At 68.2% G+C, this 16,326-nt stretch carries 14 protein-coding genes and 1 tRNA gene; 6 read left to right on the forward strand and 9 right to left on the reverse strand.

All coding sequences use genetic code 11. The features are described 5' to 3' along the window. Positions 1 to 114 precede the first annotated feature (114 nt). A complete protein-coding gene (locus tag QSK17_RS14125) occupies positions 115 to 3,057 on the forward strand; it encodes an HNH endonuclease signature motif containing protein (protein WP_285705145.1) in 2,943 nt (980 codons plus the stop codon). A gap of 177 nt (positions 3,058 to 3,234) precedes the next feature. Here the strand turns inward: QSK17_RS14125 and QSK17_RS14130 are convergent, their stop codons facing one another. After that, positions 3,235 to 4,059 (reverse strand): class I SAM-dependent methyltransferase, encoded by an 825-nt coding sequence (locus tag QSK17_RS14130; protein WP_285705146.1) that lies wholly within the window; start codon positions 4,057 to 4,059, stop codon positions 3,235 to 3,237. A 110-nt stretch (positions 4,060 to 4,169) separates the two neighbouring features. Here QSK17_RS14130 and lpdA point away from each other — a divergent pair, with 110 nt between their 5' ends. Continuing rightward, positions 4,170 to 5,570 carry a dihydrolipoyl dehydrogenase gene (gene lpdA / locus QSK17_RS14135; RefSeq protein WP_285705147.1) on the forward strand — a complete coding sequence of 467 codons (1,401 nt, stop codon included), beginning with the start codon at positions 4,170 to 4,172 and terminating at the stop codon, positions 5,568 to 5,570. 55 nt (positions 5,571 to 5,625) lie between these two features. On the opposite strand, the gene QSK17_RS14140 is transcribed toward lpdA, so the two are convergent. Next, positions 5,626 to 6,594, reverse strand: coding sequence for an aldo/keto reductase (locus QSK17_RS14140; RefSeq protein ID WP_285705148.1), 969 nt, complete (start codon positions 6,592 to 6,594; stop codon positions 5,626 to 5,628). A gap of 34 nt (positions 6,595 to 6,628) precedes the next feature. Between QSK17_RS14140 and QSK17_RS14145 the strand changes: the two genes are divergently transcribed. Next, positions 6,629 to 6,769, forward strand: a complete 141-nt coding sequence (locus QSK17_RS14145) for a hypothetical protein (protein ID WP_285705149.1) — start codon at positions 6,629 to 6,631, stop codon at positions 6,767 to 6,769. Here the strand turns inward: QSK17_RS14145 and QSK17_RS14150 are convergent. Next, positions 6,747 to 7,703 carry an amidohydrolase family protein gene (locus tag QSK17_RS14150; protein WP_285705150.1) on the reverse strand — a complete coding sequence of 319 codons (957 nt, stop codon included), beginning with the start codon at positions 7,701 to 7,703 and terminating at the stop codon, positions 6,747 to 6,749. The genes QSK17_RS14145 and QSK17_RS14150 overlap by 23 nt on opposite strands. 147 nt (positions 7,704 to 7,850) lie before the next feature. Here QSK17_RS14150 and QSK17_RS14155 point away from each other — a divergent pair, with 147 nt between their 5' ends. Then, entirely contained in the window at positions 7,851 to 8,087 is a 237-nt protein-coding gene (locus QSK17_RS14155) for a hypothetical protein (RefSeq protein WP_285705151.1), read from the forward strand. Between the two features lie 45 nt (positions 8,088 to 8,132). Here the strand turns inward: QSK17_RS14155 and QSK17_RS14160 are convergent, their stop codons facing one another. The 3 genes from QSK17_RS14160 to QSK17_RS14170 all read right to left on the reverse strand — a co-directional run bounded on the left by QSK17_RS14160 (position 8,133) and on the right by QSK17_RS14170 (position 10,399). Beyond that, positions 8,133 to 8,726, reverse strand: coding sequence for a nucleotidyltransferase family protein (locus QSK17_RS14160; RefSeq protein ID WP_285705152.1), 594 nt, complete (start codon positions 8,724 to 8,726; stop codon positions 8,133 to 8,135). 98 nt (positions 8,727 to 8,824) lie between these two features. Beyond that, the gene (locus QSK17_RS14165) at positions 8,825 to 9,475 is read right to left on the reverse strand and encodes an RDD family protein (RefSeq protein ID WP_352231798.1); all 651 of its coding nucleotides are present in this window, start codon (positions 9,473 to 9,475) and stop codon (positions 8,825 to 8,827) included. 27 nt (positions 9,476 to 9,502) lie between these two features. Next, the gene (locus QSK17_RS14170; RefSeq protein WP_285705154.1) at positions 9,503 to 10,399 is read right to left on the reverse strand and encodes an NAD-dependent protein deacetylase; all 897 of its coding nucleotides are present in this window, start codon (positions 10,397 to 10,399) and stop codon (positions 9,503 to 9,505) included. A gap of 294 nt (positions 10,400 to 10,693) precedes the next feature. Here QSK17_RS14170 and QSK17_RS14175 point away from each other — a divergent pair. Both QSK17_RS14175 and QSK17_RS14180 read left to right on the forward strand, forming a co-directional pair. Then, positions 10,694 to 10,767: transfer RNA gene (locus QSK17_RS14175), tRNA-Arg, on the forward strand. A 409-nt stretch (positions 10,768 to 11,176) separates the two neighbouring features. Then, positions 11,177 to 13,291 (forward strand): GmrSD restriction endonuclease domain-containing protein, encoded by a 2,115-nt coding sequence (locus QSK17_RS14180; RefSeq protein WP_285705155.1) that lies wholly within the window; start codon positions 11,177 to 11,179, stop codon positions 13,289 to 13,291. On the opposite strand, the gene QSK17_RS14185 is transcribed toward QSK17_RS14180, so the two are convergent. From QSK17_RS14185 to istA, 3 genes are all read right to left on the reverse strand, one after another. Then, entirely contained in the window at positions 13,270 to 14,133 is an 864-nt protein-coding gene (locus tag QSK17_RS14185) for an abortive infection family protein (protein ID WP_285705156.1), read from the reverse strand. The genes QSK17_RS14180 and QSK17_RS14185 overlap by 22 nt on opposite strands. A 90-nt stretch (positions 14,134 to 14,223) precedes the next feature. Further along, entirely contained in the window at positions 14,224 to 15,036 is an 813-nt protein-coding gene (gene istB, locus QSK17_RS14190; protein ID WP_285705157.1) for an IS21-like element helper ATPase IstB, read from the reverse strand. Next, a complete protein-coding gene (gene istA / locus QSK17_RS14195; RefSeq protein ID WP_285705158.1) occupies positions 15,036 to 16,268 on the reverse strand; it encodes an IS21 family transposase in 1,233 nt (410 codons plus the stop codon). Before istA ends, istB begins: the two co-directional genes overlap by 1 nt. Between the last annotated feature and the right edge of the window lie 58 nt (positions 16,269 to 16,326).

Below are 16,326 nucleotides of genomic sequence, written 5' to 3' on the forward strand. Positions count from 1 at the left end.
TCATCGCAGAAGAGTTATTGGAGTAGAACTGTGATTCCAGGTGAATTCTTTTCGGCGCTTTATCGGGGTCGTCTGGGAGGCGTTTTTGTCGGTGGGGGTTGTTAGCGTTCGGGTGTGATTATCGAACGGCAGCCGATCCCCGCCGGCCTGGAGCTGATGGCCCCCGGCGTGGAGCTGGCCGCCGTGCTCGATGGGATCGATATCGCCAGGCTGGACGGCTTCGACGCCGTCATCGTCATGCAGGCATACGCCCGCCTCGAAGCGCACATGCAAGCCCGGAAAGCCACCGTGATGGCCGAAGTCGGCCTGTATGAGATTTCCGTCTCCGGCATGGAGAAAATGGCGGAGCCGGACAAGAACTCACCCGATGAGGTCAGGTCGGCGTTGGGGCTCACCCGCCGGGCCGCCGAGCGGGAATACGGGTTCGCCTACGACCTGAAAGTTCGTCTCCCGCGGGTGCGGGACGCCCTGTCGGCGGGTTTGATCGACAAGGCGCGGGCGGTGGTGTTCTGCGACTGGCTGGAAGACGTCCCCATCGAACTCGCCCGCGCTGTCGCCGATCATCTGCTGCCCAAGGCGGGCAAGTGGACGACGAGTGAGCTGCGGGAGAAGATCAAGAAGTTGTTGATCGCCGCGGATCCGGCTTGGGCGCGCCGTAAGTATGAGCGGGCTGTTCACCAGCGGCGGGTGATCGGGGTGCGGCATGCCGATGGTTCGGCGAGTATCACCGGCGAGCAGTTGCCGGTGGATCAGGCGGCCGCTGCGATCGCGCGGGTGGATGCGATCGCGGTGCGGGCGAAGAAGAGTGGCCTGCACGCCCCGATTGATCATGTGCGGGCGGATGTGTTTCTCGGCTTGCTTGAGGGGAGCATGTCGGGCCTGGACGACGACGCGATCATCGCTGTCCTGTTCGCCAACGCCGCCCGTAAGGCGGCCGGTGAGGAGGACGACTACGACGACCAGCTCTCCGACGCCCCTTTCGACGACCCTGACCCCCAGGGCGCGGACCCCGACCCCTGCGGCTGGGACGGCCCCGGCCCCCAAGGCGGGGACCCCGACCCCCAAAGCTGGGACGACCCCGACCACACCGGCGACGACTTCGGCGATGGCGACGGTGGCTGTGGTGACAGCGATGGCGGCTGTGGCGCTGGCGGAGCGGATGCCCCCAATGACGGCGACGGCGGCGACGGTGGCCCTGGCGGTTGTGGCGATGGCGGCGCGGACGACCCCAATGACAGCGACGACGGCGATGACGGCTGTGGCGATAGCCACGCGGGCGCCCCCGGTGACGGCAACGGCGGCGACGGTGGCCCTGGCGGTTGTGGCGCTGGCGGCGCGGACGACCCCAATGACAGCGACGACGGCGATGACGGCTGTGGCGATAGCCACGCGGGCGCCCCTGATGACGGCGACGGCGGCGGCGGTGGCTGTGGTGGGAGTGGCGACGGCGACAGCGGCCGGGACGGCAGTAAGGACGACGGCGATGGAGACAGCGGCCATGGTGGCCACAGCCGTAGCCGTAGCCGTGGTGACGGTGGCGCTGGGAGTGCTCAGGGCGGCAGCGTGAAGTCGAGCGCGGGCGTGGTGGAGCCGGTGGGGTTCGCGGCGGGTGAGCTGCGGGTTCGAGTGTCCACGCTCATGCACCTGGACGACCTGCCCTCAGAGCTTGCCGGGTGGGGGCCGATTCACGCTCATCTGGCCCGCAGGCTCGCCAAACGACAGATCGGCGGCGAGTGGCGGTTCGCCATCTGCGATGAGGACGGTCACCTCCTCTACGCCGGGATCACCCGACGCCGCCCTGCGGGGTGGCCCCGCCGCCCGACCCCTCCAACACCGTCACCTCCCGCATCCCGCCCGACCGCCGGTCGTCAACAGGACTCCGGCCCCGCAGGCGGCCGCGGTTCCCCGCCGGCGCTTGGTCCGGTACCAGCCGCGCCTTACGCGTCCGATTCCTGTGAGGCGCCCGGCCCCGGCCGCGCGCCTGACACCTCATCCACGCCCCGCCCCGCAGCTGATACCGCTTCCGCAGACATCGGCGGGACAAGGGCGAAGCCTGCCCACGAGTCGGACCAGGAGCGAGAAGGGGATCCCCGCGCGAGGGCTGTGTCGGTCCGCCGTCGTGGGATCGTCGAGTTGCAGTTCCCGCTGTCGCTGCTGCGGGCGCTGTACGCCGACATCCACGCCCAGGGCGGCTGGGCCGGTGTGATCGCTGACGTCATGCGCCAATACGACCAGGCCATCGAACAGAGCTTTCCGACCGACGATGACGGCCACGGCCACAGTGCGGGTGACGGTTCGGCAGGTGATGGTTCCGCGGGTGACGCTTCTGGTGATGGTTCGGCGGGTGACGCTTCTGTTGGTGGCAGTTCTGCGGGTGACGTTTCGGCAGGTGATGGTTCGGCGGGGGACGGCGCTGCGGCAGGCGGGCCTGTACGGCAGGGTGCTGTGGAGAACGACGCTGCCCGAGGGTCTGTGGTCGGCTGTGGGGCGGCCGGTGGGGATGCGCGGCGGCGGTTCCCCACAGCGGGACTGCGGCGGCGGATCGAGATCCGCGACAGGGTCTGCTCCCATCCCGGCTGTCGTGCTCCGGCCACCCGGTCGGAGCTGGATCACACCCGCCAGTACGCCCACGGCGGCCCCACGACCGAGGACAACCTGGCTGCCGCGTGTGCGCATGACCATGACCTGCGCGACAACGGCTGGCGGGTCATCCAGACCGCGCCAGGACATGTGACCTGGATCAGCCGGACCGGCCACCGCTATCCGGTTCAGCCGCCGCCGATCATCGAATCCCTGCCGGAGCCCTTCGCCCCTGCAGGCTGGGCCATGCCCGACAGGTCGGGAACCAGCGGAGTAGGCGGGCTCGCAGCTGTCGGGTATGGCGCGGGCAGCATCACCGACCCCGCCAACGACGAACTCCCGTTCCTGCCGACCTGGACCTACGAACCCGCCTGGTGGGAAGAACCCATCCCCGCACCGAGCCCGGCGCAAGAGGCAGGACCCGAAACCACGTCCGGCCCGCCGCCCGACCCGGCCGACGACATCCCGCCCTTCTGACCCGGATCTGCCAGGCCACCCCCGGTTCGGCGGAAACGGCGGCGTGCGGGCCGATACGCGCCCGTTCATGGCGGCGGGGCTTCGTGACGACGGCGTATCGGGCGACGGCGTATCGGGCGACGGCGAGTTGGGTGTGGCGGGGAGCGGAGTGGAGGTGGGGAGGCCAGGGACAACCGGTCACGGGGAGAACTGGTAGCGCAGGAGGAGGCCCACCTTTCGGAGCGCCGGGATCAGCTGCATGAGGCGGCAGGCCAACCGGTAGCGCGGCGGCAGGCGGTCGATCCAGGGGAGGTCCACGACGGCCAGTTCGGTGAGCAGCGTGAATCGTGGATCCCAGCTCTCCAGGCGATGGGGATCGTCGAGACCCCAGGTGAGGGTAGCGCCGGTGGTACGCAGGATGCGGTTGAGCCGCTGGGCCCGTATGCCGAGCGGGCTGACCGCGTCGAAGACGATCTGGCCGCCCACGGAAAAGTGGTTGGCGATCCGGTGGACGAGCGTCTCCACGCTGGAGTCGGTGAGGTACATCGTGAGTCCCTCGGCCACGACCAGGGTGGGGCGGTCCCCAGGGATCTCGGGCAGCCATCCGGGATCGGTCACCGACGATCCGATCAGCCGATATCCGGGACTTTCGGGATACAGGCGACGGCGCAAGTCGACGACCTCGGGGTAGTCCACGTCGAACCACCGCACCCTGGGGGGCGGGGCGATCCGGAAGACCCGGCCGTCGAGGCCGCATCCCAGATGGACAACGGTGGCGTCCGGGTGGGCGGCGAGGAACTCGGCGGTCCATTCGTCGAACTGCCGTCCCCGCATGGCGACGACGGCCGCCTCGCCGCCGCTCATGCGGAACGTGGTGAAGTCGTACGCGACACGGCGGACCGTGTCCTGCGCCGTCCTGTCCCCGAGGACGGGGTGGTCCGAGCGGCTGTCGAGCGCTCTGCCGTACAGGGTGACGAGGAGGGTTTGCCGTACGCCGGTGAAGGCGACCTTCTCGCTGGTCATCCGCGCGTGATACCCGGCACCGGCGCGTCCACGCGATCACATGCGGACCACCCTGAAACGGCAGGCGGCGCGACGGGTCGGCGTCCGGGGGCGCGTCCTATTGTTGGCCCATGAGCAAACACTTTGACGTGGTCGTGCTTGGTGCCGGCCCAGGCGGATATGTCGCGGCGATCCGCGCGGCCCAACTCGGGCTCAAAACGGCCGTGATCGAGGAACGCTACTGGGGCGGCGTCTGCCTCAACGTCGGGTGCATCCCGTCCAAGGCGCTGCTGCGCAACGCCGAGCTGGTGCACCTGTTCGCCAACGAGGCGAAGACGTACGGCATCCGCGTCGACGGCGAGGTCGGCTTCGACTACGGGGTGGCCTACGAGCGCAGCCGCAAGGTCGCGGACGGCCGGGTCAAGGGCGTCCACTACCTGATGAAGAAGAACGCGATCACCCAGTTCGAGGGGCGTGGCCACTTCACCGACGCCAACACCCTGCAGGTGGCCTTGAACGACGGCGGCTCCGAGACGGTGACGTTCGGGTCCTGCATCATCGCGGCGGGCGCGTCCCCGAGGCTGCTGCCGGGCACGTCCCTGAGCGAGCGGGTCGTGACGTACGAGGAGCAGATCCTCAGCGACAAGCTGCCGGGCAGCATCGTGATCGCGGGAGCGGGCGCCATCGGCGTGGAGTTCGGCTACGTGCTGAACAGCTATGGCGTGGACGTGACCATCGTGGAGTTCTTCGACCGGATGGTCCCGCTGGAGGATGCGGAGGTGTCGGCTGAGCTGGCGCGGCGCTACCGGCGGCTCGGCGTCAACGTCCTCACCTCCACCCGGGTCGAGGGCATCGACGACACGGGCGAGAAGGTCCGGGTGACGGTGTCGCACGAGGGCAGGCAGCAGGTCCTGGAGACCGACAAGGTGCTGCAGGCCATCGGGTTCCAGCCGAACGTCACGGGATACGGCCTGGAGAACACCGGGGTACGCGTGACCGACCGGGGCGCCATCGACGTGGACGGCCGGTGCCGCACCAGCGTCCCGCACATCTACGCCATCGGCGACGTCACGGCGAAGCTGATGCTCGCACACGCGGCCGAGGCCATGGGCGTCGTCGCGGCCGAGACGATCGCGAACGCCGAGACCATGGAGCTGGACTACGTCATGATCCCAAGGGCGACGTACTGCCAGCCGCAGATCGCGAGCTTCGGGTGGACCGAGGCGCAGGCGCGCGAGCAGGGCTTCGATGTGAAGGTGGCGAAGTTCCCCTTCAGCGCGAACGGCAAGGCGCACGGCCTCGGCGACACCGTCGGTTTCGTCAAGATCCTCAGCGACGCGAAGTACGGCGAGCTGCTCGGCGCCCACCTGATCGGGCCCGACGTCACGGAGCTGCTGCCGGAGCTGACGCTGGCGCAGCAGTGGGACCTGACCGTCAACGAGGTGGCGCGCAACGTCCACGCGCACCCGACGCTGGGCGAGGCCGTCAAGGAGGCGATCCACGGCCTGGCCGGGCACATGATCAACATGTGAGCCGGGCAGCGCGGCCGCGGTGACGTGGTACAGGAACCGGGTACGGGAACCGGGCTCAGCGCCAGGAGAGCGCGGCCCGGGTGTCCCAGTAGGTCTCCGGATCCTCCGCCAGCCCGGCGAGGCGCTCGTCGAGCTCCTGGTCCCACTCGACGTCCGCCGCGGTCAGGTTGCTGTGCAGCTGCGGCACCGAGACCGCGCCGCTCAGCACCACCCCGGTCCACGGCCGCGCGAGTACGGCGGCGAGCGCGATCGCGTCCGGCGTGACGCCGCGCTCGCGGGCCGCCTCGGCGAGCGCGGCGGGTGCCGCCTGGGCGGTCAGCCGCCCGTTCGCCACCGCCTCCTTGACGATCACCCCGAGACCGGCCTCGTGCGCGCGGGCGAGCGCCGCGTCGCAGGAGCGTTCCAGCAGGTTCCAGGTCGACTGCACCGTGTCGAAGACCCCGCTCTCGACCGCCCGCTCGATCGTCCCGGCCTGGTGCGGCCCGGTCGTGCTGAGCCCGACCGCGACTCCCTCCGCGCGCAGCGCGTGCAACCGGACGAGCACCTCCTCGTCGTCGAGCACTCCGCTCTCCACGGTCGCGGAGTGGATCTGATAGAGCGAGAGATGCTCCCCGAGCAGGGCGCGCGTCTCCTCCAGCTGGCGGCGCAGCTGCCCCGCCGACAGCTCCTTCACCTCGTGGTTTCGGGCGTCCATCCGCCAGCCGCCGACGTACGCGTATCCCCACTTGGAGCCGATGGTCGCAGCCCCCGGGGCGATGCCGCGCTCGCGCAGCCATCCGGCGAGGAACTCCTCGGCCAGGCCGTACGAACGGGCGGTGTCGAAGTAGCGCACCCCGGCGTCCCAGGCCGCGTCGAGCAGGTCCCACGCCCGCACCCGCATCGCGGCGACGCTCCGGTCGGGGCCGAGATCCTCGGCCCGGCCGAGCGTGATGTACGCGGGACGGCCCACTGCGGCCAGCCCGAGACCGAGCGGGGTCACCATCAGGCGGGTACGGCCCAGCGGGCGTAGCGCGCGTGCGTCCATGCGGCACAACATAGCGCGGCCTGCCCGGACGGCCGTGACCCCAGGTGTCCCGGAACGCTGTGCAGGGGACCCGCTGGGTGTGGCCGACGGGCTCCGGCTGACGGGCGAGGACGTCGAGGACGTCGAGGACGTCGAGGTGGTCGAGCGCGACCTCAGGATCGCGGCGCGGGTGTAGCCGCGGGTGTCGTGGCCGGGAAGAGGCGCGCGGCGTTGTCGTGGCAGGCGGCGCGCAGCCAGTCGTCCCCGAGCCCGAGCCCGGCGAGAGCCTCCAGGGCGTCCGCGTACGGATAGGGGATGTTGGGGAAGTCGCTGCCGAACAGGATCCGGTCCTGGAGGTCGAGCAGCCGGGGCAGCTCCCGCAGGGGGAACGGGGTGGCCTCCTCGGTGAACCCGGTGAAGGCCATCGTCGTGTCGAGATGGACGTACGGATGGCGGGCGGCCAGGTCGAGGAACTCGGCGTACTCCGGCAGGCCCATGTGCGCGACGATCAGCTGCAGCCGAGGGTGCCGGGCGAGCACCGCGCCGATCGGGCCGGGTCCGGTGTGCCGCCCTGGCGCCGGCCCGGAGCCGCAGTGCGCCACGACGGGGACGCCGGTCTCCGCGAGCACGCCCCAGACGTCGTCCAGGAGCGGGTCGTTCGGGTCGTACGCCCCTACCTGGAGATGGGCCTTGAACACCCGCGCGCCGGACTCGATCGCCTCCGTGACGTACCGCGCGGCGTCGGGCTCGGGGAAGAAGGTCGCCGTGTGCAGGCAGTCGGGCGTGCGCTCGGCGAAGTCCGCGGCCCAGCCGTTCAGCCAGGCCGCCATGGACGGTTTGTGTGGATACAGCATCGAGGTGAAGGCCAGGACGCCGAAGGATCGCAGCCGCGCGAGCCGTTCGTCCTCCTCCAGCCGGTACGCGATCGGCCAGGGCCGGCCGACCAGCGGGCCCACGGCGTCGAAGTACGCCCACACCTTGGTCAGCACCCGTTCCGGCATGAAGTGCGTGTGCACGTCGATCAGGCCGGGCAGGCCCAGGCCGCGCCAGAACGCGGTGACCCGATGGGTCTCGCCCGCTCCCGATCCCGCTCTCGGCTTGGCTTCCGGTTCGGCTCCCGACTCAGTCATAACGCTTCACGGTAGCTGAGGCTGACGTTCAGATCATCCACTCAGATCCGGTTTGGGGCTATTGATACGATCTATGCCCTTTGTAACCACCGTCGTCACCGACGAGGAGATCACCGCGCTGGTCGACGGCCAAAGTCGGGCACGAACGTGATCCTCGCCCAGCCGCAGGACACCGCCCTGGCCCAGCGCATCGCCCCCGCCGTCTCCGCCGCCGCCGCGAGCACCCTTCGACGGGAGGCTGCCCGACAACATGTTCTGGGATTCCAAGGGCCTGACAAGCGTCAACTACCTCATGGGGCATCTCGCCATGCGGTACATCGCTCCGAGCAGTACGGCGAGAAGAAGCTGGTCGCGGTGGTCGCGTTCAACACCAAGGCGGGCTGACCTTGGCGGACTGACTGTGGCGGGCTGACTGGCGAGGGAGGCACGTCATAGTGGCCAGGGAAAGGCGGTGAGCTCGGGCCAGTCCCTGGTCCACCGGGCCACCTTGGCGTCGTAGACCTCGCGCGGAGCCAACCCGGGGTTGGGGCGCAGGACGAGGTCGAACACGTCGGAGAGGCCGCGCGGCGCGTAGACCTGCCAGCTGTCCGCCGGCGTCAGCCGTACGCCGAGATGACAGGTGGTGCATGGGAAGGAGTCGATGCCCGACTCGGTGGAGTCGTGGGGAGGGCAGGGCACCCCCCACCTGTCCTCGTACCACAGGTGCACCCGCGCCTGGTTGCGGATCTCCACGGGCAGCTCGCCGAACAGGCTCCGGCCTGCCCGGATGACCTCGTCCTCGGCCTCCCACGACAGGTCTCCGTCGTCGAAGTAGATCAGGTCGTAGTCCTTGATGCCGTGCTCGGGTGGCCGCCCCGTGGTGCCGTTCCAGATGGTCTGCGCGATCGCGCCCGCGGCGACGTACCAGCCCGGCAGCTCCATCGACCGGGCCCGCCGCAGGACCTCCATCAGCGTCCGGTTGGTCCGCAGGGTCGAGGTCATGGCGGCGAGCTGGCCGTCGAGCGGGAGGCGAGAGATGCGCATCGCCCACCCCTATCAAGCCGTACCGACAACTTCCGGAGTCGTTCCGGGAGGGCGTGGGGCCACGGCATCCGGCGGAGCGGGCGAGCTTCCCGGACGGGTCAGCGCCCTGACCCTGCGGGCGGGTGCGCCCGCGCGGTGAGGCCGCCGGGCCGAGCCGGTTCCGACACCACGCTCCCGCAGAGCCGGTCGTACGGTGTCCGGCCGGTGCCGAGGAAGAGCGTGACGGCGTAGACGATCAGCAGCAGATAGGTCAACGCGAACAGGACCATGTTGAGGCCGTCGCTGGGCGCTCCCGGCCAGGTGAAGACGTTCCAGATCGCGGTGTGCGCCAGCTCCCAGGGGATCAGCAGCTTGAGCGCGGACCGGGCGAACGCTCGCGGCCGGCTCAGCGTCTCTCCCGACCGCGTGGCGACGGCCAGCCCGAGCAGGCGCTTGCCGGGCGTCGCCCGCCGCTCCGACGCCTCACGGGAGGCGAGCCACATCGTGGCCGGGATGGTGAGCACCGCCATGGCGGCGAGTTGTGCGACCGCTCGGCCGGCGAAGCCGTCGATGCCGAAGGTGAGGGAGAACCCGGCCGCGCGGACGGAGACACCGATCAGCACCAGTGCCCCGACATATGCCATGACCAGTGCATAGTCCACCATCGTTGCCGCTATGCGACGTATAGCCAAAAGAGCCATTTTTCGTCGTATAACCGTACTGGGCACCGGCAAAGTGTGGCATGGGAGTCCGGCCTCATGCGACGGCATCGATCAGCGCGGCGACCGCTGCTGAGTTCACCGCGCCAGATCGACTCCCGCGAGAAGCGCGGTGAGGGCCGAGCCGAGAGGGACGTCGAAGGTCAGGAGGGCATGGGCGTCGCCCCTGGTCGCCCCCCGGTTGATGATCGCGATGGGTATCGCACGTTCGGCGGCGTGGCGTACAAACCGGTAGCCGGACATCACGGTCAGCGAGGAACCGAGAACCAGCAGCATGCCGGCGCGCTCGATCAACGCGTAGCAGTCCTGGACCCGTGGTCGTGGCACGTTCTCTCCGAAGAACACCACGTCGGGTTTGAGCACGCCGCCGCAGCTGTGGCAGTCCTGGACGTGGAAGGCGTCGATCCGGTCGTCGGGGAGTACGGCGTCGCCGTCGGGGTTGATCACGGCGATCTGGGCGTGCCAGCCGGGATTGGCCGCGCGCAGGCGCTCGTCGAGCAGTTGGCGAGGGGTGCGTTCACCGCAGGCGAGACAGCGGACCCGGTCGAGGCTGCCGTGCAGTTCGATCACGTTCCGGGAACCGGAGCTCTGGTGCAGGCCGTCGACGTTCTGAGTGATGATCCCGGCGATCAGCCCCCGACCCTGTAGTCCGGTGACCGCGCGATGGCCGGCGTTGGGGGTGGCGCGCGCGATGTGGCGCCAGCCCAGATGGCTGCGTGCCCAGTAGCGCCTGCGGGCCGCGGCGCTGCCGGTGAACGTCTGGTACGTCATCGGCTCGGCCCGCCGCCTGCGACCGGTCTCCCCGCGGTAGTCGGGGATGCCGGACTCGGTCGACAGGCCGGCCCCGCTCAGGACCACCACGTCGCCGTCCGCGACGAGATCGGCCAGCATGCGGAACCGCGGATCGGTGACCATGCCCGATGGGTCGAGCAGCACATCGGACATGCCGCCGGAATCTTCGCCTGCCCGCGTCATCCCTCCATGGTGCCCGATGTCTCAACTGTCCGGCCGACCACGGTCGGCTTCTCACGCTGCCGGCCACGGTGGCCGCCGCCTGCGCCCACGGCGTCGTGCGGGGGAGCGGATTTCCTGATCGGACGTGGTGGCAGCCCCTCGGGCGCCCCCCTTCCCGAAGCCGCGTCACGGTCCTGATTCCGGCGACTCCTCCCGCCAAGGTCATCCCATATCTGATCTTCCTGGGTCGCACGGGGGAACAGTCGCCCGACCGGGTACGTACCTACTCGCAGGATCATGCACAATTAGGCACGAGCGCCCTTAGCTCAGCCGGATAGAGCATCGGACTTCTAATCCGACGGTCGGGGGTTCGAATCCCTCAGGGCGCGCTCATCATCATGGCCCTGACCTGCGGAAACGCAGAGTTCAAGGCTTCTCTGGAATAGAGATCCCCCCTCTGCGTGCTCGTGGCGTGCTCGCGTGCACAGATCGTGCACAATTCCATGATCGGGAAGTGGTCGCGCCTCGACCGCGAACCTCGTCAACGGTCTTGGCGGATGTCCCCGAGCGCACGCAAGCGGTGCACATCATCCGCTCCGCGACGTGCCCATCGGGAACATGGACATCCCTGTGCCAGCTCTCGCATGTGGCGATGGCGATCGGACTGGGGTGTCAAGTGGAATCGGGACAAGAAGCCATGGACTCCAGGTCCTGATGATTTTCCAAGTCCAGGGACGACCTCGAACTCCGCAGCTAGGGTTAATGATCAGCTACCTCGCCCCCGACTTGTAGGTGATCATGGCTGCGATGCTTTTCAAGGACTCCAGCTACCCCGTCAGCTTTCTGGTCCAGGCCATCGATCTCGGGCAGATCGCGCTGCCCGACATTCAGCGTCCGTTTGTCTGGCAGGCGACCAAGGTCCGCTCACTCTTCGACTCCATGTACAAGGGGTTCCCGGTCGGCTTCCTGCTGTTCTGGGAAACCGACGCCGACCCGGGCGCCCGACAGATCGGCACCGGAAAAGCCGTCCCTCGCTATCTGATCGTCGATGGACAGCAGCGGCTCACCTCGCTGTACGCGGTCATGAAGGGCATGGAGGTCCTGCGTGAGGACTACTCCGCGGCCCGCATTCGAATCGCATTCCGCCCGGCGGACGAGACCTTCGCGGTCACCGACGCGGCCATTGAGAAAGACCCCGAGTTCATTCCGGACATCAGCGTGCTCTGGACGGCGGAGAGCTTCCTTCAGACGGTACGGGAGTTCCACGATCGGCTGACGGCCAAACGCAGCCTGGACCAGGCCGAGAGCGATCGCCTCGCGGAGACCCTGGGCCGGTTGCGCGGCCTGGACGGATACTTGTTCAAGGTAATGGAGCTGTCCAGCAACGTCGACGAGGAACGCGTTGCCGAGATCTTCGTACGGATTAACAGCGAGGGCGTGACGCTCAACCAGGCCGACTTCATCCTCACGCTGATGAGCGTGTTCTGGGAGAAGGGCCGCCGGGAACTCGAGGACTTCTGCCGAGCCGCCAAGACGCCCACGCTCGACACGGCCTCCCCGTTCAACTGGTACATCCAGCCGCAGCCGCCGCAGTTGCTCCGCGTTACCGTCGCATTGGCCTTCCAGCGAGCGGTGTTGAAGAACGTCTACACCCTGCTGCGTGGCCGGGATCCGGAGTCGGGAAGCCACTCTCCCCAGGGCAGGCAGGAGCGATTCGCAAAGCTCGAAGAGGCCCAGGCGCACGTTCTCAATCTCACCCACTGGCACGAGTTCCTCCTGTGCCTGGAACGTGCCGGGTTCCGCAGCAGCAAGATGATCTCCAGTGACAACGCCATCCTGTTCACGTACGCGATGTGGCTCTTCGGCAAGGTCCACTACGGCGTGCCGATTCCCCGGCTTCGCGAGGTCATCGCGCGCTGGTTCTTCATGGCGCACACCACCGGTCGCTACTCGAGCTCGTTCGAGAGCCAGGCGGAGCGGGACTTTGCCCTGCTCGATGGCATTGCCCCCGGAGACACGGACGGCTACTGCGAGACGCTCGACAACCTGATCAACGACACGCTGACCAACGACTTCTGGACGATCACGCTGCCTAACGGCCTGGCCACCTCAGCGGCGAAGTCCCCGGCGCTAATGGCATACATCGCCGCTCTCAACATCCACGACGCGCCCGCGCTGCTGTCCCGCATCCGCGTCAGAGCCCGGCTCGACCCCGCCGTCATCGCCAAGAGAGGGATCGAACGGCATCACTTGTTCCCGCGCAAGCATCTCCGTGGAACACTTCAGGTCACGGACACCAACAAGATCAACCAGATCGCCAACATGGCGTTGGTTGAGTGGTACACCAACATCGCCATCTCCGACAGGGAACCCTCCGCGTACTGGCCGGAGGAGGTCGCCGAGGCGAACCTGCCCTCCGGCGAGCTGGCCAGGCACGCCTACCTGCACGCCCTCCCGGAGAACTGGCATGCGATGGACTACCAGTCCTTCCTGACGGCACGCCGTCATCTGATGGCGCAGGTGACTAGGGACGCGTTCACCCTGTTGCGGGACCAGTCCTACCACCCCAAATACCCGGCCCCTGGTGCCCTGGAGGCCGTGCCGAAACCTAATGGCGTCTTCGGCGTCAAGATCGCCGACCTCATCGACCTCGGCCTACTGGAGGTCGGCGCCACCCTTATCGATCACCAGCGCGGGACAGACGCGACCGCGGTCGTGACTTCGGACGGAAAGATCGACGTCGACGGCGAGACCTTCGATACGCCATCGGGTGCCGCCTGCGCCGTGCTCGACGTGAAGAGCTGCAACGGCTGGGAGTTCTGGTACGCGGCGACGGAGAACGGGCTGAAGCTGCTCTCCGACCTACGTGAGGAGTTCGCCCAGCGAGCGGCTCAGCCAGGACTGCCGGAGTGACCTGACGCCGGTGATGGTCCGCCGGGTTCGCTGAGCGTGTCCAGTATGTATGCGCACCAGGCGATGGCTGTGCGTACCGCGAGACGGCTGTCCCTGGCCGCGATCCCGGTCACGGCGGACGTACTGCCGTGACCGTCACCGGCCTTGTTCCGTAGCGTGCCGATTCTAAGTGCGATGTCCTGCAGGTCACTCAGGATGGCCCGGACGATGGGTGACGTGGCGGCGTCGACCTGGTCCGGGTGGACGCCCAGAGCCTCCATCGTCTTTCTGACCAGAGTGGGGATGTTCAGGTTGTTGCCGACAGGCTGACCCTGCTGAGCCAGAACGGCCTTGGCCGTGGCCTCGATGAGGTTCTTCGCCTTACCGATCGCCAGGCTGGGGTCGTCGTCCAGGGATCTCTCCAGTCGGGCCAACTCGACACGGATGGCTGACGCGTCCGGTAGGACGTCCGAGGCGGCGGTGCCCAGAGCGCGGATGGCGGCCATCGGATCCCCGCTGGGGTCGAGCGGGAACCCGTCGGCGGCGAGGCAGTGGCGTAGCCGCACCAGCCTGCTCCTGTCCGTCGAAGGCGCCGACTCGTAGATCTCGGCCAGCGTCATCGTCGCGCGCAATACGGCGCTGACCACGCCGGGATCGGCGAGGTCGAGACCGCGAAGCGTGGTGGAGACATGGCTCGCCGTGCTGGGAACGACCGTGGTGCCGCTATGCGTCGTGGCGGGCCTCCTGCGCAGCGTGATGCCGACCGAGGAGAACGCGCGTTCCGCGTCACGAGTTGATCGTGCGATGTCTGCAATCGCACCAATGGAATCGGTGCTGAGCAGGGGCGGCTTCGTGTCTGTCACGGGAGCGAATCTTGTCAACGACGCTCGAAAACGGACCCCTTATCGACGCCTGAAAGTTGACCCCCTGACGTTGATGTTTGCCACGGCTTGTTACTGATGGTCGTTACTGGTCTCGGCTGCGGGAACACGACCGAGATCTCGGTTCTTCAGCCGGTAGCTGTCTCCCTTCAAGCTGATGACCTCGGCATGATGGACGAGGCGGTCGATCATCGCAGCAGCGACAACATCGTCACCGAAGACCTCACCCCAGCGGCCGAACGGCTTGTTGGAGGTGACGATCAGCGACGCGCGTTCGTATCGGCTGGAAACCAGCTGAAAGAACAAGTTCGCAGCCTCGGGCTCGAAAGGGATGTAGCCGACCTCATCAACGATGAGGACGGGGATGCGAGCGAGTTTGGTCAGCTCGTCCTGGAGCCGCCCGGCGGCATGAGCGTCAGCGAGACGGGCGACCCACGCAGCAGCGGTGGCGAAAGCGACCCGATGCCCCGCCTGGCAGGCCCGGATACCCAGGCCAATCGACAGGTGAGTCTTGCCAGTACCGGGCGGGCCGAGGAAGACAACGTTCTCTTTCGCGGCGACAAAGTCGAGAGTGCCCAGATGAGCGATGACCTCCCGTTTCAGGGACCGCTGATGGTCGAAGTCGAAGTCCTCCAACGCCTTTCGCGCGGGGAAGCGGGCTGAGCGGATGCGAGCCTCACCACCGTGAGACTCGCGGGCGGCGACCTCCCGCTGCAGGCAGGCGGCGAGGAACTCCTCATGCGTCCAGGACTCGGCCCTGGCCCGCTCACCGAGCCGTTCGACAGCCGCGTGCAACGACGGGGCCTTCAACACCCGGGTGAGGTAGGCCAGTTCGGCCGCAACGTTCCTGCCGACACCCGCGCTGGTAGTCGTGGCGGAGGCCATCACGCCACCCCCTCGACGCCCAGCGCAGCGTCGTAATCGCCGAGCCTGCGCTCCTCGACCTGGATATCGGCCGGAACGCGGGCGGCGAGTTGGAGGCGTTGTGCGTGTCGCATCGCCGCCGCGGCCTGGGCGTGGTCGGGGTCGGTGATGGTCTGGTGGGTGGCCCAGCACCGCTCATGGCGGGCCACTACCTGTCCCGCGCAGGTGACGGTCACCTGCTGCGGGTCGGCCATCACCTCGACCAGCCGGCCGACCACCGACGGGTGCACCGAGTAATCATTGGACGCGACCCGCACGTAGTGGTCGCGCGCCAGCCGGGTCGCTGTGCGCCACCCGACCACCGGCGCAACCGGCGGCAGCGGCACCATCGCGGCAAGGTCGGTGACGATCCGGTCCGCGGGCCTGCACTCGATCCGCCGGTGATGGCGGGTGTTGGCCCGATGCGCCAGCCAGCCATCCAGCTGCGCGTTGAAATCGTGCGGGTCGGTGAACGAGCGGCCCGGCAGGAACGAGGTCTCCAGGTAGCCGTTGGCCCGCTCGACCAGCCCTTTGGCCTCCGGGTCGCCTGGTTTGCACTGCAGGATCCGCACTCCCAGGGTGCCGCGGAACGCGTTCGCCTCACCGGTCAGCTGCGGCCGGCCGCCCCTCCACTGCCCGATCGCGCTCTCGTTGTCCCAGACCAGTGTCTTGGGCACGGCGCCCAGCATGCGCAGCAGCGTCCACATCCCGGTGAACAGATCGCCAGCCGCTCGTGAGGGCAGCATCCGTGCCATCAGCCACCGCGAGTACCCGCAGACCATCACCAGCACCGGCAGGCTGGCCGCCTGTCCGGCGCCCACCGGCACCTTGACCGGCGGGAACCACAGATCGCACTGTGCCAGCTCGCCCGGCTGATACGTCGTTCGTGACGCCGGATCGGCGGGCTTGTAGTGCGGGCGCAGGGTCCGGATCCGGTCCTTGAGCACCGTGATCGAGTTCGTCCAGCCGATCCGCTCGGCGATCACGGTCGCGGGCATGTCGGGGAAGTCCTTCAGCAGTTGCCGGATCTGCGGCTCCACCGCGTCCACGATCGACCCCTTGCTCGCCCGCTGGTACTTCGGCGGTTCCTCGGCCGCCAACGCGCGTTTCACGGTGTTCTTCGAGATGCCCATCCGCCGAGCGATCGCCTTGATCGGCATCCCTTCGGCCCGGCTCAAGCGGCGGATCTCCGCCCAGTCCTCCACCTTGATCACCCTCCACGGTGACAGCAGAGGGGTCAGATTTCAGTCGTCGCCTGGGGGTCAGTTTTCA

This window comes from Microtetraspora sp. NBRC 16547 (assembly GCF_030268965.1).
Classification (GTDB): Bacteria; Actinomycetota; Actinomycetes; order Streptosporangiales; family Streptosporangiaceae; genus Microtetraspora.

Bases quoted from the DNA above. Each gene is read 5' to 3' on its own strand.
- QSK17_RS14130 (WP_285705146.1), bottom strand. From the start codon at position 4,059: ATGACCAGCGAGAAGGTCGCCTTCACCGGCGTACGGCAAACCCTCCTC.
- lpdA (WP_285705147.1), top strand. From the start codon at position 4,170: ATGAGCAAACACTTTGACGTGGTCGTGCTTGGTGCCGGCCCAGGCGGA.
- QSK17_RS14140 (WP_285705148.1), bottom strand. From the start codon at position 6,594: ATGGACGCACGCGCGCTACGCCCGCTGGGCCGTACCCGCCTGATGGTG.
- QSK17_RS14150 (WP_285705150.1), bottom strand. From the start codon at position 7,703: ATGACTGAGTCGGGAGCCGAACCGGAAGCCAAGCCGAGAGCGGGATCG.
- QSK17_RS14160 (WP_285705152.1), bottom strand. From the start codon at position 8,726: ATGCGCATCTCTCGCCTCCCGCTCGACGGCCAGCTCGCCGCCATGACC.
- QSK17_RS14165 (WP_352231798.1), bottom strand. From the start codon at position 9,475: ATGCCGTCGCATGAGGCCGGACTCCCATGCCACACTTTGCCGGTGCCC.
- QSK17_RS14170 (WP_285705154.1), bottom strand. From the start codon at position 10,399: ATGACGCGGGCAGGCGAAGATTCCGGCGGCATGTCCGATGTGCTGCTC.
- QSK17_RS14180 (WP_285705155.1), top strand. From the start codon at position 11,177: ATGGCTGCGATGCTTTTCAAGGACTCCAGCTACCCCGTCAGCTTTCTG.
- istB (WP_285705157.1), bottom strand. From the start codon at position 15,036: ATGGCCTCCGCCACGACTACCAGCGCGGGTGTCGGCAGGAACGTTGCG.